Annotated in this window: 12 protein-coding genes; 10 read left to right on the top strand and 2 right to left on the bottom strand. The window is 52.7% G+C overall.

From position 1 onward, the window contains the following. Positions 1-171 precede the first annotated feature (171 nt). Together FJ147_09030 and FJ147_09035 are read left to right on the top strand one after the other, a co-directional pair. Complete coding sequence (locus FJ147_09030) at positions 172-1,128, top strand: hypothetical protein (protein MBM4256026.1); 957 nt, start codon at positions 172-174, stop codon at positions 1,126-1,128. A gap of 210 nt (positions 1,129-1,338) precedes the next feature. Beyond that, positions 1,339-2,334, top strand: a complete 996-nt coding sequence (locus FJ147_09035) for a sigma-70 family RNA polymerase sigma factor (protein MBM4256027.1) — start codon at positions 1,339-1,341, stop codon at positions 2,332-2,334. Positions 2,335-2,883: 549 nt separating this feature from the next. On the opposite strand, the gene FJ147_09040 is transcribed toward FJ147_09035, so the two are convergent. Next, positions 2,884-3,342 carry a hypothetical protein gene (locus FJ147_09040; GenBank protein MBM4256028.1) on the bottom strand — a complete coding sequence of 153 codons (459 nt, stop codon included), beginning with the start codon at positions 3,340-3,342 and terminating at the stop codon, positions 2,884-2,886. A gap of 256 nt (positions 3,343-3,598) precedes the next feature. On the opposite strand from FJ147_09040, the gene FJ147_09045 reads away from it, so the two are divergent. The 5 genes from FJ147_09045 to rpoD all read left to right on the top strand — a co-directional run bounded on the left by FJ147_09045 (position 3,599) and on the right by rpoD (position 14,256). After that, positions 3,599-6,805, top strand: a complete 3,207-nt coding sequence (locus FJ147_09045) for a hypothetical protein (GenBank protein ID MBM4256029.1) — start codon at positions 3,599-3,601, stop codon at positions 6,803-6,805. Further along, complete coding sequence (locus FJ147_09050; protein MBM4256030.1) at positions 6,802-10,143, top strand: hypothetical protein; 3,342 nt, start codon at positions 6,802-6,804, stop codon at positions 10,141-10,143. Before FJ147_09045 ends, FJ147_09050 begins: the two co-directional genes overlap by 4 nt. Beyond that, positions 10,140-11,318 carry a GNAT family N-acetyltransferase gene (locus FJ147_09055; protein MBM4256031.1) on the top strand — a complete coding sequence of 393 codons (1,179 nt, stop codon included), beginning with the start codon at positions 10,140-10,142 and terminating at the stop codon, positions 11,316-11,318. The genes FJ147_09050 and FJ147_09055 overlap by 4 nt, the downstream gene beginning before the upstream one ends. Before the next feature lie 10 nt (positions 11,319-11,328). After that, entirely contained in the window at positions 11,329-12,147 is an 819-nt protein-coding gene (locus FJ147_09060; protein ID MBM4256032.1) for a pantothenate kinase, read from the top strand. A gap of 348 nt (positions 12,148-12,495) precedes the next feature. Then, complete coding sequence (gene rpoD, locus FJ147_09065) at positions 12,496-14,256, top strand: RNA polymerase sigma factor RpoD (GenBank protein MBM4256033.1); 1,761 nt, start codon at positions 12,496-12,498, stop codon at positions 14,254-14,256. 224 nt (positions 14,257-14,480) lie between these two features. Here the strand turns inward: rpoD and FJ147_09070 are convergent, their stop codons facing one another. Further along, a complete protein-coding gene (locus FJ147_09070) occupies positions 14,481-15,560 on the bottom strand; it encodes an isocitrate/isopropylmalate dehydrogenase family protein (protein ID MBM4256034.1) in 1,080 nt (359 codons plus the stop codon). A 410-nt stretch (positions 15,561-15,970) separates the two neighbouring features. On the opposite strand from FJ147_09070, the gene aroQ reads away from it, so the two are divergent. The 3 genes from aroQ to accC all read left to right on the top strand — a co-directional run bounded on the left by aroQ (position 15,971) and on the right by accC (position 18,400). Further along, on the top strand, positions 15,971-16,414 hold the full coding sequence (gene aroQ / locus FJ147_09075) for a type II 3-dehydroquinate dehydratase (protein MBM4256035.1): 444 nt from the start codon (positions 15,971-15,973) through the stop codon (positions 16,412-16,414). Between the two features lie 74 nt (positions 16,415-16,488). After that, positions 16,489-16,983 carry an acetyl-CoA carboxylase biotin carboxyl carrier protein gene (locus tag FJ147_09080; protein ID MBM4256036.1) on the top strand — a complete coding sequence of 165 codons (495 nt, stop codon included), beginning with the start codon at positions 16,489-16,491 and terminating at the stop codon, positions 16,981-16,983. 19 nt (positions 16,984-17,002) lie between these two features. Further along, entirely contained in the window at positions 17,003-18,400 is a 1,398-nt protein-coding gene (accC, locus tag FJ147_09085; GenBank protein MBM4256037.1) for an acetyl-CoA carboxylase biotin carboxylase subunit, read from the top strand. Positions 18,401-18,403 lie beyond the last annotated feature (3 nt).

The raw sequence follows: 18,403 nt of genomic DNA on the forward strand, positions 1-18,403 counted from the left end.
TGCGCGGCATTACCCTGAACAAGACAGCCATGCGGACGGTCGAAGCGCGACTGGAGCGTCATCCCAAGTTGCCCAAGTGGGACATCTTCATCCGCCCCGCTACTCCTGACTGATATAGGGGGATTTTCTTTTCCAGAATTCGCCTTAGGACTCGGTACTCCGTTATTTCATTTGGGTGAGTTCGAGAATGCCCGCCTACATCTTGAGCAGAGTTTCGCCTTATACAACCCCCAACTGCCACAAGCAAAAGTTCTTCTCGCGGGACAAGATCCACGTGCAAGTGCGCTTGCTCATCTCGCGGTCTTGTTGTGGATCATGGGATATCCCGAGCAAGCACACGTGCGTAGCCAGCAAGCATTAGCTATCACTGAAGAGGCCGGATTTCCCTACAGCCGAGCGCTAACCGCAAATTTGGTTGCAACATTGTCCCTATGTTGCCGTGACTTTCCCGCAGTCGCGGCTCACGCTGAATCCGCACGCATTTTTGCTCGTGAGTGTGGCTTCGTGCATCTCGCGACAATGGGGATGTCACTACAGGGATGGGCCTTAGTGATGCTAGGGAAACACGCTGAAGGTCTTGCGCTGATTCAGAGCGGCCTGAAGCAACAACGCGCGACAGGGATTGGTATCGGTGAAGTGGCGTATCAATTATTGCTGGCTGATGCCCATCGAGAAACCGGTCAGATCGAATCGGCGCTGCACGCGCTTGATGATGCGTGGGGTACAGTAGAGCGAACAGAGGAACGGACGTTTGCGCCGGAGTTGTATCGATTACAAGGAGAACTCATACTCAGACAGTGCGGAATGCGGAATGCGGAGTCCAAAATCCCTAGTCACCAGCCCCTAACACCTAGCCCCCAGGTGGAGAGAGTGCGGGAGGCAGAGGAATGCTTCCGCAAAGCCATCGACACTGCGCGTCAGCAGCAAGCGAAATCTCTGGAGTTGCGTGCAACTATGAGCCTTGCTCGTCTCTGGCAACAACAAAGAGCACACGACGCAGCACGCACGCCGCAAAACGAAGCGTTCCTCATGTTATCGAAAGTTTACAGTTGGTTTGTCGAAGGATTTGACACCCCTGATCTTCGTGAGGCGAAAACCCTGTTGGCGGAGTTGCGTTCCGTGGACTGAGGAAAGTCGCAGTTTGTTCTCCGTTTCGGTTATAGGCTTGATTTCTCAAGAGTTTTTCTGCTGCCGCTAATCGGAACTTCAGCGACGATCGAAAGGCAGGCTTGCTCCCGCTACTGGTGACATCTTCTGGACGCATGGTCCGGGAATTGCTCCTTTCTAACACGAGAGAGCCGGAATCACGGCAATTCACCAACGACAAGAGAAAGACCTATGAGCAATCTCGCTTCTCAGGAAGGGGTGTTATTCGTGCGCCAAGACTATAGCGATCTTCGGGAGTTCCTCAGCGCATGTGCTGCGGGTGACCCAACTGCCCGGCTGCAGTTTCAAGAAAAATATGGTGAGGACATCTACAACTTCCCCGTCAAAATCTACGGGAGCCCAATCGAAGAGGCAGGTGACTTCTACTTGTACGTTTTCGAGCGCGACCGGATCTTTTCACGCCTCAAGACCTTTGAAGGCCGTAAAGGGATTCAGTTTCGTACGTTCTTATCTCATTATGTATTGAAACACTTGTTCTTGGAGTGGCGGCGGACTCGTAAGGAAGTTGAGACGATCTCGTTGCAAACCCCAATACGGAATACCGATGATGATACTGTGACCCTAGAAGATATTCTCCCTGGCTCTGTTGTGCTTGACCCCGCAAGCAGTGAGCCAACCTGTACGCACGCAATGCCTGCTCCCTTGCAATTCCTGGTTCCAGAAGAACGTCTCTATCTCAAGCTGTTATTTCTCCTTGAGACTCCTTTGAGCCCTGAGGATGTCTGCTTACTCGCCCGCCTCTCAGGTCGAACGGTTGAGGAGACGCGCGCGTTACTGACCGACATCCACGGCCAACTCAGACGGAAAGATGAGAAGGTTGCCCAACTGTGCGATGAACTGGACTCGGTGTGGGGATGGATCGTCCTCCGACAAAATGAGTTGCACACCATGCAGAAGCAGATTGCGTTGCTTTCGACCATGGAAACCGTCGTTGATTCGACCTCGCTCTTGGCGCAGCGTGATGCTTTGGAAAATGCACTTGCCAAACGCATTCGCCAGCGTGAACGGCTCGTCGAGGAGCTGCGGACGTACAAACTGACAACTTCCTATAAAGATATTGCTCGACTGCTCAATACCACGGCCGCGAAGGTCTATTCCCGCATTTTCTCGCTTCGAGAGCAATTGGCACGAGAGATGGGTGGACGAAGGGTGGTTGCGGAAGTGTGAGCATTAACCTGAAGAGTACACAGGCAGCCGCATGGCCGCCCATACTACACACAAGTAGCGCAGTTTTGCTCAGTTGACATGGGCGATGCCACGTAATGGAATCCAATCGGTAATGACGACTCCCGATGAAGTTGCCGCAACAACACGAACAATCACATAGTCGTCTCCTGCGGCCAAATTGGACCACAGAAGATTCGTACACTTCGTCACTCACTAGGGGACACCTCCCGCTCGGCCTGAGCGTACTCTGAGCGTAGCGTCAGCGGAGTCGAAGAGGAAGTCGAAGGGCGGCGGATCTGGGTTTGTGCATGTTTCGCCTTCGTCCTGCGGACCAGGCTCAGCATAAGCGAGTTTAGTCGCTGGTGTGCCAATGTCACGTGGATCGATTTAGGCCAGAGGGTACGGTATCTGTAGTGTCGCGGCGAATTGTGTTGCAGCAACGGAAAAGAGCTGCGGTGTTTTCTTGAGGATCATTGTCTCTCGCCTTGTGGTGGTCATGTTGGACGTGGAACTCGGGACAACGCTGGTGACGTTGTCCCGAGAGGGAGCCTAGTCGTGGACCTCTTCCGACACTGTTGGGGTGCACAACATCCGCGCGTTCATGATTCCGATGTCGCGATTGCCGAACTGATCGTCGATCTCTAGTCTTTTCAAAGGATTTGGTGGGCACTGCACGTTGTAGCAAGTGAAGTCGGTGTTCAGGGCCGTACCCCGTGGATCATTGCCGTTTCCACCTTCGACAAACTTTCTGACCGGTGTGCACAAGAGCCGCGCTTTCGTGGTGACATCGCATCCTGGTTCCAAGCCGAATTTATTGACGAGATCCACCTCTTTTGTGTCAAGTTGGTTCTGGTCCTTGACCACTTCGTAACACTTGAGGTGGTCGGGGTCTCCGGGAATGACTTGGGCAAACGCTGGTGTCTGCACGGCAGCGAAAGCGCTGATGCCGAAAGCGAGAGTACTCGTGAGGAGCCAACGACGAAAGCCAATAGAGAATGTGTATTTCATGATGAGTTCTTCCTTTTTTATGAATTGAGTTGTGGGTTGGTGATTGCTCTTTTTGTCCAGTGCAGAAGTCGCCAGTTGTTCTGAGGCGGAGCACGAATCTTGTCGTCCTTCGTGTGTCTTCTTTGCAGGCGTGTGTTCATGCAAAGAGAAGACGAGCAAAATAGGTGAGAAGTTGTGGGAGAACTGTGGGAAAGTTATGGGATTCGGTTCCGTGAGGTTATTGCTAATTGGTTGAGAAACCTCTAGGCACAGACGTATGCCGCAACAACGTCTCTTTGTGAGTGACTCATTTAGCGTACTACAGAATGCGTTGGTCACGGCAGTGCAGACGCTGAAGACCGTGGAGCCACTCCTACCGGTCACGATCCTCGTTCCCCACCAGTTCCTTGCCGCCTCTCTTCAGTGCGCGATCGCACAAGCAAGAGAGGGATACCTCGGGTTGCAAATAGTCACTCTCGGTGATTTCATCAAAGAAACCACGGAGCCGACTTTTCTTCAAGAGGGGAGGCGACCGCTGTCTCCGTTAGCCGCGCCGCTGGTCGTGAAACAACTGCTCATGGAGACCGGCCCACGAAACTACTTTGCTGGCCTTGCTTCTCATCCTGGGTTTCTTCGTCATGTCGTAACGACATTGCAAGAATTCAAGCATGCGCGTATTGCACCGCACGGGCTGCAAACGTTCCTTGGGCAAGTACACCTCACGGGAGTGTACCAACATCGTATTGAGAGCCTGCACGAGGTGTATACACAGTATGAACAATTCTTAACGGGACACCATCTCTATGATGAGGCGGATATGCTGGAGCGAGCGGCGCGGCGTTTCAATGAGTATCATGAGCACACACCGTTTTTCATCTATGGCTTCAGCGATGTTTCTCCCTTGCAACAACACGTCATCGATATGGCGGTACGGGCTCGCGATACCGTGGTCTTTTTTCCCTGGCGTCCAGGGCCTGCCTACGAGGCTGCGACCGCTGCACTCGGGTGGTTCATGAGTCGCGGATTCCAACGCGGAGAACTGGATTCTCAGACCGCCACCGAGACAAGTTTGCAGCGGCTGCAAACGCAATTATTTGCCCCAGTCTTTTTTGTCACAAGCGAGACACCGCAAAAGCCTGACCATTCGGTCGCGATACTCTCTGTGCCCACAATGAGTCGCGAGGTACGAGAGATTGCCCGGGTCATCTTTACGCTGGTCCGTGAGCGACACCTGCGCTTTGACGACATTGCCGTATTCATCCCGAGTTTCACAACCTACGGCCCGCTGTTGTATGAATCTCTGGCAGCGTTCGATATCCCATGCGTTTTCTCCAAAGGCCCTTCTCTCTTGCAAACACGAGCCGGTCAGAGTGTGACACTCCTGTGGCAAGTCTTAGTCGAGGACTATTCCCGGACTCGGATGCTTGAGTTTCTCAGTGTTGCACGTCCACCGTTTACCGAGTTCTTGGGAGAATCGGCAGCGTATGCGCAACTTGCGCGTTGGGATGCCCTGTCGCAAGCGGCTGGAATTGCCAGAGGCGCAGATGAGTGGCGGACACGACTCGCGCAGCTTCACGCTCGTAACATTGTGGATGATAGCGAGACAACTCCACCAGCATCGACCGATCTTCTCGTGATCGGAGCCTGTATGGAGTTCATGGACCGCTTTCTTGCTGATACCGAGCACCTGGCGCGGGTGAACAGTTGGCAGGGGTGGGATGACCTCTTTCGTACCCTGTTGGTGCGCTATGTCTCTCCATCTCAGCATAGCGAACAGGTGATGGCGCTGTTTGCACGGCTGGAGCAGCTCAATGTATTGGAGGAGGCTCTCACTCTCCGCGAATGGGGACGGATCGTAACCGATGCTTTGACTGCAACTCCAGCGATGAGCGCGAGCGATGAGGAGACAAATAGAGTATTTGTCAGCGACCTCGCGTCTGCGCCGGGAATGCAATTTCGCGCGGTGATTATTGCGGGAATGGTCGAAGGGCAATTCCCGCAAGCGGTTCGTCAGGACCCTTTGCTTTTCGACAGCGAACGTCAACATCTTAGCGAGGTATTACTCTGCGATTTACGCCAACGAAATCGTATTGTCGAAGAAGACCGCCTTGCTTTTGCTTTCGCCGTACAGAGTGCGACTGAGTATCTCGTTTTCACGTACGCTCGACAAGATCAAGCGAGTGGGCGTATGCAAGTTCCTTCCACCTATCTCCTTCGGGTTGTGGAGGCACTGAGTGGACAACCGGCGTCCTTCGCTGACCTCACAGACGTCAGTGTTCATGTACCACTGTCGCCGGTGTGGAACGGTCCGCCGTCGGCAGCGCTCGATACGGTTGAATTTCATTGGGCGAATGTGGCGCGTGCCCAGGAAACCAGCAATCCGACCGTGTTGGGATACCTGCCGGAAACAACCCCGTTTTTCTCCTCAGCGCTGACCGCCATCCATCAACGTTGGGATGTCCCGCATTTGACTGCATACGATGGCATGCTGACAACGGACGCGACTATTGCCAAGTTGCATACACATCTGTTTCCGGAACGGATGCTGTTTTCCGCTAGTATGTTGGAAACCTATGCCCGGTGCCCGTTTCGTTATTTTCTTACTTCCGTCTTAGGGCTAGCGGAGCAAGATGATCCAGAAAAACTGCTGACGATTCACCCGCGCGATCGTGGACTCTTGCTGCACTCGATTCTGTACGAGTTTTTCTCGCGTTTACAGCGAGAACAGCGTCTACCGGTCCGGCGCGAAGAATGGGACACGCTTCGACAGTTAATGATGGAAGTTGCAACTGCACACTGTGCGACTTTCGCTCGAACCAAGGTTACAGGCCTGCCGTTGTTGTGGGAAATGGAACAGGAACGGATACGAACCCAACTGATGTCTTTGCTGCAAGGGGAACTCGACCGTGATGATACGTTTGTGCCAGTGGCATTCGAAATTCCTTTTGGGCGCGAGAAGGTGAACTCAGCGAACCCAGAGAATCGGTTCTTCCCTGCTCGACTTGTGTCTGTGAGCGGAGACGATGCGGCACCACTGTATTTTCACGGGCGTATCGATCGTATTGATGTGACCTCCGATGGGCAACGCGCACGGATTCTTGATTACAAAAGTGGCAAGCCCGTTCGCGGGCGTTTCGCCGGTGGGACGGCACTCCAACTCCCTTTGTACCTGTTTGCCTCGCAACAGCTACGGCCTGATCTCGACTGGGTAGGAGCCGAATACCTGTCTCTCAGACCGTCTGTACGCAAAGAGAAAACGGCGACCTTCTCTTCCGAGACCTGGGCTGATGATCTGACAGGACTCAAAGCCCTGGTTGGGTCCATTACTCGCGGTATTCGCTCTGGTTGCTTTCCTCACACGCCTGACTCGTGTCGTCCATGTCCGTTTCCGTTCATTTGTGGTGCTCACGCAGAACTTCATACTGCTCGTAAACACGACGACACTCGTTTCGCTCTGCTGGATCAAGTGAGAAGTACACCATGAGTGATGATGTTCGTACTGACGTCGAGACGCGACAACGAGCGGCCAGCGAGTTTGCCACGACGTTTTTGGTTGAAGCGGGGGCCGGCACCGGAAAAACGACCGTCCTGCTTTCTCGTTTATTAGCAGTATTGCGTAGCGGGCGAAGCCGAGCAGATCGCCTTGCCGCCATTACTTTCAGCGACCGGGCTGCCGCGGAAATTCGCGTTCGGCTACGAACAGAATTGGAAATAGCGTTAGCAGGACCGTTGACCGACGAAGAACGGACGAACTTGCGTAATGCACGTTGGCAACTCGAACGCGCACAGATCTCGACGGTCCATGCCTTCTGTGCCGCGTTACTCCGTGAGCGTCCAGTTGAAGCCTGTGTTGATCCGCAGTTCTCCACGTTAAGTCAATTTGAAGCCCACTTAGTACAAACTGCGGTATGGCGAGAATGGTTGACTCAAGAGATGGATCGCAGCCCAACGGTGCTGAAGCAAGCGTTACGCGCAGGGTTACGCTTCGCCCATCTGGATGATCTTCGTGACTTTGTCCTCGAACAACGAGATTGTTTGTCCTTGCTTCCTACTCCTGTGCTATCGCCGGTGACTGCCCTACAAACGCAGATTCCTCAACTCCTCGCTCAACTCAACACGCTCAAGTCTGCATGTCGCACTGCCACTGACCGTGCTCTTACACACATGCAGCGGTTGGAAATGTTGATGCCAAAAGTTGATGACGAGATTGCCTGGGAACAGTTTGTTCTGTGTGAACCACGAGACATTGTTGCTGGCGTGACCATCGGGAGTAAAGCCAATTGGCGACCAGCTACTGCTCTTGATGGCGTACGTACGGTGTTTCGCCAGATCGCTGAGGTGTATACAGAAGCTCGTGCCAGTTGGTTCCATAATCTTTCTGTCGCGTTGGTGCAGTGGTTAGATGGATATGTCCAGGCGTATACCGACAAGAAACGCGAGCAGAGCCAACTCGATTTTACTGATCTGCTGCTCGTCACCCGGAATCTGCTCAAAACGAATCTTGAAGTTCGCCGTTATTTTCAACGGCGTTTCGATTGTCTCTTAGTTGATGAGTTCCAAGATACCGATCCCTTGCAAGCAGAAATTGTTTTTTTCCTTGCTGAGCAAGAATCACGAGCTGGAGAATGGACGGAGGTGGCACTACGACCGGGAAAGTTGTTCCTGGTCGGCGATCCTCAGCAGTCGATCTATCGATTTCGTCGGGCAGATCTAGAAGTGTACACGCAAGTGCGTACTGCTATCGCGCGGCAAGGTGAAGTACTTATTCTAGCCGACAATTTTCGCACGCGTGCTCCAGTACTGGGGTGGATGAATGAGACGTTTGCCCCGGCGTTTGCAGAAACTCCGAGTGATCAACTGACGTACCAGCCATTGGTGGCGACGCGACGAGAATCGACTGGACGGGAACTCATCGCTGTGCCGATTCCAGCTGTGATTCTACCGACGCGAGCAACACGCGATGATTTGCGCCGTGCTGAAGCACGTACGATCGCGGCAATGTTAAAACAAGCTGTGACCTATGGATCGTTGACAGTGTGGGGAGATACGGCAAAAGAGTATCGTGATGTGGCAGTGCTCTTTCGTACCTATCGAGCGGTGGAAGCCTACGAAGAGGCCTTTGCCAACGCTGGTATCCCGTATCGAGTACTGGGTGGACGACGGTACACCAGTCGGCACGAAATTGAAGACCTTCGTGTATTGCTCTTGGCGATTGAGCGTCCAACTGATTCGTCTCTGCTCGTCGCGGTGTTACGTTCCAGTATATTCGGCTTTAGCGATGAGGAACTCACGCAGTTTGTAAGCGATGGCGGGAAATTTGATGCCTTACATCCTATCGTGCCAGGTGCCCTTCCTTCCGCAGATAGGTTCGCGGCAGCCTTTGCAACTTTACGAACGCTATATCGTGATGCGATCGACCTTAGCCCAGCCGCGTTACTGTACCGTCTCTACAACACTACTCATCTGATCCCTCTCTTCGCGATACGACCACACGGTGCGCAACGGGTAGCGAACCTTCTCAAACTGATCGATATTGCTCATGCATTAGTGCCGCGAGGAGTACAAACCTTATCTGCGTTCAACCGGTTTCTTGCTCAACAGGATATGGTGGGTGAAGAAGAGGAGGCTGCGCTTGCTGAGGCAGATGATAATGCCGTGCGGCTATTGACGGTTCACAAAGCCAAAGGACTGGAGTTTCCGGTTGTCATCCTGGCGGACATGGCTGACCGTCCAAGCCCTAGGCGTATCGGCAAGACCGGTATTGTCGACCGACTGAGCGGAACCTTGGAAATCCGTATTGGTCCCCAGATCTTGACATGTAGTACACGAGGGTGGCAGAAGGCGGAGTCACGCGAGCAGGAACGTGAGGTAGCCGAAGAATGGCGCTTACGATATGTGGCAGCTGCGCGGGTCCGTGATCACCTTTTGATGCCGATCTGGCCGGACGTTGAGCAGGAAGCGAGTGCAATTGGTGAACAAGCAGAGCCTAAGGATATTGAGGCCCCTGAAGTAGAGCCTGGAAAAGCCTTTTCTCTAGGTGGAACAGCGCACGTGTATACCTATCATATTGACCCAGCTCAGATCGAAAACGTGGTGCCATCGTTTCCGCCGCCTCCTATGATCACGAGCGTGCCACCAAGTCCCGCGTCGCTACGTGCGTACGAGCGTTGGCGGGTTGAGCGACAGACTACTCTGCAAGAGGGCAATGAGCACGCTGGGCATGGAGTAGCCTCGGTGTTGAGAAATCGTTCGCAACGTTGGTCTGCCGATGATGAGAGCCAGCGAGAAGATGTTCCTTCGATTTCAGCGCTCCAACGTACCTTATGGAAATGTCTGCGAGAGATGTTCGCGCATCCAGAAAAAAGCAGGCATGAAATTTCACGAACGATAGCGAGGACGGACGCAGCGCACGCACAGCTTGAGCAGGTGCTTACGCGTCTGTACTCCACGGACCTGTTGACTCGGGCTTCTGAGGCTCAAGACCGTTGGGTGGGATTGCCGTTTACGTTCCATCACGAAGGGAATCTATGGAACGGAACAATTGACCTCGCATTTTTTTCCTCTCATGCCTGGGTTGTTGGGTTTTTCGCTTTTGACACTGCTGCGGTGACGCCTACGCAATCGATGTCAGGGCGAAACAATACGCTTCCATTGCTGCACGCATTTGTGCTTGAACGACTCACGCAACGGCCAGTGCAAGAGATTGTTATTGTTGATATCCGTTCTGGTGCAGTGACGACTGTTCCCTGGGGGGATGCAGAGCGCAACGTTGTTGCCGCCGAGCTACCGCAGTCTTCTTCCTTCGGTGGCAAAGGACAATGAGACGAAGAAAAATCTCTACCCTATCTTTTGCTGAAAAAGACTTTTATCTCGACGAATTCCACGAGAAGAGCCTCCTGCTTGTGCTTCGTGCGTCAGACTTGTCCTCTGAAACTGATGGGAATGCCGCACTTGAGGTGTTTGAAACGCTTCTCAAAAATGAGACGCAACTACTGTTCCTCATTGAAGCGGCAGAAACAGAGAGTGAACAGCGGCGGGTACGATCGTTGTATAAATACTTAGCTCGGGTTGCAAAAGTGCCCTCACCATCACTCGTTGTTTTACCTACTGATGGTACTGAGGACGACGTGCTGGTGCCGATCTGGACGGTCCTCCGCGGCAGTGAAGTCTGTATCGCCCTCTGGCCTCCTGATAGCGCTGTGCCACTCGTCACGGTGGCGCAGCGGATCGCGGTCAGTCTGCGGGTCTATAAGGTGGTGTTTCTCGACGCAGCTGGAGGAATATCCACAGGTGGAAAATCCCTCTCGTTTATGACTGGCGCAGTGTTGCGAGAATTGTTGCGCCCTGGTGAAGCCGAATGGGCTGGCCTTGGCAGCCGCCGTCCACTTCTGGAAGCGATCTGCAAAGTGCTAGAAGGGGGGACGTCCTCAGTGACGCTCTGTCCGTTGACTGGACTTGGACGCGAGCTGTTTACCTATGAAGGGGACGGCACGCTGTTTACCTTGACAGACTATTGTCAAGTGGAGAAATTGGGCATCGATGATTTTCGTGAAGTTGAGCAACTCCTGCAACGTGGCGAGCGAGACGGGTATCTCAAACCACGATCGCCGCAGGAAACGACCCTGTTGTTATTACATGGCTATGGTGCACGGGTTGGTCCCGCACCCGGCGAGTTGGCTGGCTTCTGTGCGTTACTGCCGTATCCCGAATCGTGTACGGCAGAGATTGTTGGCCTTTCAACGATAACCCGCTATCAGGGCGAAGGGATTGGCGGACGGCTCGTTGATCAAATGGTTGCCGAGGGGGAACAGCAACACTTGAGCTACATTTTCGCTTGTACGACTCAAGAGGGTGCACAGCGGCTTTTCGAGCGGCACGGCTTTCGTCGTGTTGCCCCTGACGAAGTCACAGAAGAAAAATGGCAAGATTATAATCCTGAGAGAAAACAACAAGTTGCAGTGTATCGACGAGACCTGCCAGGGGCGAATCCCCAGTAAGGATGGTTCCATGATTGTTGGTATAGACATTGGTGGTTCAACGACGGATGCGGTGTTACTGGATGGGGGCGAGATTGTTGTCGTAACGATTGAGACTGGCGACCCACTTGCTGCTGCTGCTGGAGCCTTGGGGAAACTTCTCAGTACGGCAGGAGGGAGCTTGTCGAATATTCGTGCTATCGCGGCGAGTGGAGGTGGTGCGCGGTGCCTGCAAGATCAGTTATTTGGCGTGCCGGTGGTGAGTGTTCCTGAGATCACTGCGATTGGTGTTGGTGGAAGTACGTTAGCAGAGAAAACCGAAGCCTTGGTTGTGTCATTGGGAACTGGAACCGCCCTGGTCTCGGTTCGTCAGGAAAACATTGAACATGTCGGTGGAACCGGAATAGGTGGAGGCACATTACTAGGACTTGCGCGCCATCTACTGGGGGTGTCGCGTCTTGATACGCTTGAACAGCTTGCGACACATGGTGATTTGAGCCGAGTCGACCTCACCGTGGGAGATATTGCTGGCGGCCCGGTTGGGATTGTTCCCGCAGCGGCGACCGCCAGCAACTTTGGCAAAGTCCGCTCTGATCCCACCCAAGCTGATAAGGCACTCGCTTTGATGAATATGGTAGCTGAGGTGACATTTACCCTGAGCTTGATGGCTGCTCGATCGCGTCAACATCAAGAAATCGTGCTCACTGGCAAATTAACGCGAGTGAAACCCCTTCGCGACCGTTTTGAAGCGATGCAACCTCGGCGTCGAGAAAGAGTGATTGTACCGCCTTATGCTGAATACGCGACCGCGATAGGTGCAGCGATGGCGGTCAAAGGAACCCTGAGTTGAAGGAGTGGCTCCCAGATTGGTCAAGAAAGGGAAACATCTGCCGATTGTTCCTACACAAGCAAAAAAGGAAAAAGGAGAAGAGCGGCAGAGCAATCCACGTTCTCAGTCCTTAATTAAGGAAATGTTTGCCTGCTCTCTTGACTGTAATCTATCTCGGACCTAGAATCAGGGAGACTTTTGTTCTCCGGTCGAGACCAGACTTCTGGAGAAAACCTTCCTAATCGCACAGTAAAAAGCTTGCGTACGAATGTTTGTGGCCACCGCTGTACTTCTTTCTTCTCTCGACACAAGGGGGAAGGGGAGATCTTTACCCACGCACACCCAGTGCGCGAGAGGGCATAACCTTTTATGAAAAAAGGGAAAGAAAAAAGAATCGAGGTTGCTCCGCGTTCCTCAGACAAAGGACTTCTGGGAACCTCAGAGTCTGCTCATCCCCTATCCACTGAAGTTTCACCTACCGAAGAAATCGATGGTGTGATCTCCATTTTTGAAGAGATGGGTATCGAACCTGTTGATGTCATGGAAGATGAAAGTACCTTGGGTATTGATCTGCCCAAGCGGGAAGAAGAAGAGTGGGAAGAAGAAGTTGCAACCCCAGAAGAGCCCACGATCGGGGATACCTCTGATCCTGTCCGCATGTATTTACAAGAGATGGGCAATATTCCTCTACTGAGCCGTGAGGAAGAGGTCGCTATTGCCAAAGAGATTGAGGCCGGGGAGGCCCAAGTCCGACGAGAAGTCTTTTCTGTACCGCTGGCGCTCAGGTATGTCATTTCTCTTGGTGACCGGCTGAAGCAAGGAGAAATTGAGGCGCGGCACGTATTCGGCGATGAAGAAGAAGAGGTAACGGAGACCACAGAAGAGAAAGAAGACCATAGAGTTGAACTCTTTCTCAGCCGCATGGTCCCACTCAAACGGTTTGCTCGTGAATGGGGAATGGCAGAAGAGCAGATCCATAAACGGCAAACGTTGAAAGATAAAGAAAAAGCTGGAAAGCGGCTCGTTGATATCCGTCATAAAGTCGAAGCGGCGATCAGTAGCCTCCCCTTAGGTCGTCGTCATATCACGACCATTGTTGAGAAACTCAAAGAATTCGGTTTCTCACTCGCTCATCAGCAACGGCTGATTCAAGATCAGGAAGAACACTTCCGCCGCAAATCTCCAGATATCATTGCTCTCGCACGTACGCTCAAAGCTGGTGGCCGTCGTGCAACCACCCTTGCGACAGAACTCGGCAAAACCCAATCGCAACGAATGGTCGATGCCAGCACAACTATTCAGGATGTTCGCAAGGAAATGAGTAGAATCGAAAGTGAACTGGGCACCAGTTATGAAGACCTGCGCCGTTCCTTGCAGATTATTGCCCGCGGAGAATATCAAGCTCAGGAGGGAAAACGACGCCTTATTGAGGCCAACCTCCGTCTCGTTGTGAGTATTGCTAAACGCTACGTCAATCGTGGCCTCGGTTTCTTGGATCTTATCCAGGAAGGCAATATCGGCCTCATGCGTGCGGTAGAGAAATTTGAATACCAGCGTGGCTATAAATTCTCGACCTACGCCACCTGGTGGATACGACAGTCAGTGAGTCGGGCAATTGCTGATCAAGCACGGACGATTCGTATTCCCGTACACATGATTGAGACGATCAACAAAGTTTTGCGGACTTCGCGCTATCTGGTGCAGCAGTTGGGCCGCGAACCATCGCCAGAAGAAATTGCTACACAAATGGAAGTACCTGCCGATAAGGTACGTAAGGTCCTCAAAATCGTAAAAGAACCGGTGTCGCTCGAAACACCGATTGGTGATGATGAAGAAAGTTCGCTGGGAGACTTTGTCGAGGACCGGCAAACATTGTCCCCGGCGGATGCAGCAATGGCTCTGAGTCTGGAGGAGCAAACTCGCAAAGTACTAGCGACCCTCACGCCCCGCGAAGAGCAAATCTTACGGATGCGGTTTGGGATCGATGAAAAAACCGACTATACGTTGGAAGAGGTCGGGCAACGTTTTGCCGTCACGCGCGAACGTATCCGCCAAATCGAAGCTAAAGCGCTGCGGAAACTGCGCAATCCCTCTCGAGCCAAGAGTTTAGAAGCGTTTATTGACGCATAACAACAAGGCGGTCTAACCGACCGGCCGGAGGAGACCTGTGAGCGAAAACGAACTAGTGAAGCAACTCAAACAATGGCGGGAAACTCGTACCCGCAAAGCTCCCCAGCAGAATACATCTGATCGTCGGATGGTTCGGGTGAATGGTCAGGATGTGGTGGTGATCACCAAGGCCCGCAGCAAGGCTCAGGGATAGGCACTCGTCCCATCCCTGGATATTCCTTACCTTAGCGGTTCTTTCCCAGGCATTCTCGTACTGCCGCACAGAACGCCGTAGTTGACGCTGACCCGCCTTGGTCTGAGGTCAGTGTCTTGCCTTCAGCGTAGACCTGCGAGACCGCACGATCGAGCCGTGCGGACGCGTCGGTGTAGCCGAGGTAGTCCAACATCATGACGGCAGACAACAGTGTGGCTGTGGGATTGATGATGTTGCGTCCTGCAATATCAGGGGCGGTGCCATGGATTGACTCGAAGTAGGCATAGTTCTCGCCATAGCAACCACTCGGAGCGAGTCCCAGCCCACCAATCGTCCCCGCTGCTGCATCAGAAAGAATATCACCGTAAAGGTTGGGCATCACGACAACATCGAATTCTTGCGGGCTCGCGACAATGCGGCGTGCAAAGTCATCGACAATCCATTGATTGTACGAGAGGTCAGGATAGTCCTTGGCAGTTTCTTCCGCGATGCGGCGAAAAAGACCGTCGCTTTCGCGTAACATGTTGTATTTGCTCGTACAGGTGACGAGCCCTTTGCCCCCTTGCGCCTTGCGTTTGCGAGCAAGTTCAAAGGCGAAGCGTGCAACACGCCGAGACCCTTCTTCAGTAATCACTTTGATTGCGAATTTCCCGGTCGGTGTCGTGTCAAGCGGTTTATGTGTCATTCTGCTATTCACTTGTAGTGAAGACAGCATTTGCAGATCGCCTTCGACTCCCATGTAGAGGTCTTCGAGATTTTCGCGCACAATGGCAAAGTCGATACCGTTAGGATTTTTGAGTGGGCTGCGAAACCCTGGTCGCCAACGCGCGGGACGGACATTGGCAAACGTGCGTTTTCCCCAACGCAAGTGATTGAGCCCACCAGTCGTCCCATTCGTCGAACCGAATAGGGTGGAGTCCGATTGCTCAATGGCTGCACGCAACGCCTGATCAAAGGCCTGGCGTGAACCATATTTTTTTACCCCTTCTTCCCCACTAGGAAATTCAGTCCATGTAATATCGAGATTGAAGCTCTTGAGAATTTCGACAGTAGGAGCCATCGCTTCTGGAGCTGCATCGTCTCCGGGAATAATCACAACACGTTTGGCCATGTGGTCCTCCTTAACTTACATCCATTCATTGAGACCAGCTATCACACTGCTGGACAAGTCAGCCGTGGCACCTGGCCCAACAGTAGTACCTGAGCGGAAGAGCGTGTGATGAAGTGCTTTTCCGCGGCGCAGATGCTACTCGGAGAACTGGCGTCACGTCAATGACTCAACCCGAATTCTTGATCCTGCGCGCTTCATTACTCTGTCTCTCGTGCACAAGGGGGAAAGAATCGAATAGAGAGAAGAAGCGGGACGAGACCGAATCCTTATACGATTATGCTCAAATCAACTTCTCAATAAAACGTGCGTTCTCTTCTTGACGCTAAGATTGTCGCGCGCCTTGACGCCTCCACCATTTGGCCTTACACTCACTCTGTCATTTTAGGAAAGAGCACATGGGGGCGGGGGCGTTGCCACGAATACTGGTCCTTCACGGTCCAAACCTCAACATGTTAGGGCAACGTGAGCCGCAGATTTATGGACACACGACGCTGGCTGATATTAATGCGTTGCTTGCCAGTCAGGGACAAGAACTAGGGGTTGAGGTCGAAACTTTCCAGTCCAACCATGAAGGTGAGTTAGTCAGTAAAATCCAATCAGCCCGTGGTCACTATGCCGCGTTGATAATCAACGGTGGTGCATATACCCACACAAGTATTGCCATTCTTGATGCATTGCTGGCCGTTGATATGCCGGTTATCGAAGTTCACCTCTCTAACCTCTACAAACGCGAAGAGTTTCGTCACCACTCCTACATTGCTCGCGCAGCAGTGGGGCAGATCTGTGGTTTTGGTGCGGACAGCTATCTGCTTGGATTGCAAGCGGCGGTGAGAATAATCAAGAAAACAGCATAACAGCTTTCAGCAATCAGCGATCAGCAATGAAAAAAGCTGAAAGCTGAGAGTCGAGAGCTGGTAGCCATGTCATTATGGATATCGAAGAGATTAAGAAGCTCATGGAGATGATGGCAGAGCGCGGTGTGGTCGAGCTTGAGATCAAGAACGCCTCCGGTGAAATCCGCCTTGTGCGTGAAAACCACCGTGTTGCTCACCAACAACCGACAGTAGTAGTTGCTGCTCCTCAGGCACATATGGCTCCTCCCTTCCCTGCGCCACCGATAGCGAACGCTCCAGTAGCGGTTGCCGTGCCTCCTGTCTCTGAGCCTGATGCGAGTCTACAACGTGGCGCAGCAATCCCTTCTCCAATGGTTGGGACATTCTATCGTGCTCCTAAACCTGATGCGAAGCCGTATGTGGATATAGGTTCAGTTGTTGAGGTCGGAGAAGTTGTCTGTATCGTTGAAGCAATGAAAATGATGAATGAAATTCAATCCGAGATCCGTGGTCGAGTGATAAAAATCATGGCGGAGAACGGAAAACCAGTAGAATATGGCCAGCCGCTGTTTCTCCTGGAGCCGCTCTAAAAACGGGCAGAGTGGGGGTATACGGGTGTTCAAAAAAGTATTGATTGCCAATCGTGGTGAAATCGCTGTTCGGATTATTCGTGCTTGTCGTGCATTAGGCATTCCTACTGTTGCGATATACTCAACTGCAGATCGTGAAGCGCTGCATGTGCGCCTCGCTGATGAACGCGTTTGTATTGGTCCGCCCAGGGTGCGCGAGAGCTATCTTAATATCCCGGTTATTGTCAGTGCGGCATTGTCATTTGGTGCTGACGCTGTTCATCCGGGGTATGGGTTCCTATCAGAGAACGGTGATTTTGCTGAAGCATGTCAACGCTCAGGATTGACATTTATTGGTCCTCGAGTACGCAACATTCGCCTGATGGGTGACAAGCCGCGTGCACGACGTATCATGGAAAAGGCAGGCGTTCCGGTCCTTCCTGGGACATCCTCTGGAACAACTGATGTCCGTGAAGCGCAAGCAGTGGCCGCACAGGTTGGTTTTCCGGTGCTGTTGAAAGCTGCGGCTGGTGGTGGTGGGCGTGGCTTGCGTATCGCTCGTACCCCAGAAGAGCTGGCCTCGGTCTTTGCGATTGCCGAAGAAGAAGGCGCCTCGGCCTTTGGCAATGGTGCGCTCTACGTCGAAAAATATCTAGAGAACCCGCGACACATCGAGTTTCAAATCGTTGCCGATCAACACCGTAATATCATTCACCTCGGCGAGCGTGAGTGCTCGATTCAACGTCGTTATCAAAAGATCATCGAAGAAACACCGTCTGTTGTGTTGACGAAAAGATTACGCGAACGGATGGGCGCAGCGGCAGTGAATGCTGCCAAAGCGATCGGTTATACCAATGTGGGAACAGTCGAGTTTCTGCTCGATCAGCACGGTCACTTCTATTTTATCGAGATGAACACTCGCGTTCAGGTAGAACATCCGATTACCGAAATGGTGACCGGCATAGATGTTGTCCAGGCTGGGATTCTTGCTGCGGCAGGAGAGAAATTGCCGTGGCGTCAACGTGACATCACTTTCTCTGGCCACGCTGTCGAATGTCGCGTTGTTGCAGAAGATCCGAACACAATGTTACCTTCGCCAGGAACAATTCGTGGCTATCATGCGCCGGGTGGATTAGGGATCCGGGTTGATTCTGGTGTTGCCGAGAATAGCGTGATTCCGGTGTTCTATGATTCGCTGGTTGCTAAAGTTGTCGCGCACGGCAAAACACGTGACGAAGCGATTCAACGGATGCGTGTGGCGCTGGACGAATACCAGATTCACGGCATAAAAACCAACATCGCTTTGCACCAAAAAGTGTTACAAGATCCTGAATTTCTCGCAGGTGAGGTGCACACTCGTTATCTCGATAAATTCTTGGTACGTCCGGTGACTCGTCCAGCCGCAGTGGCGGCGAAACGTCTCGCAGCCGTTGCCTGAAGA

This window comes from Deltaproteobacteria bacterium (assembly GCA_016874775.1).
Lineage (GTDB): Bacteria > Desulfobacterota > Binatia > Bin18 > Bin18 > VGTJ01.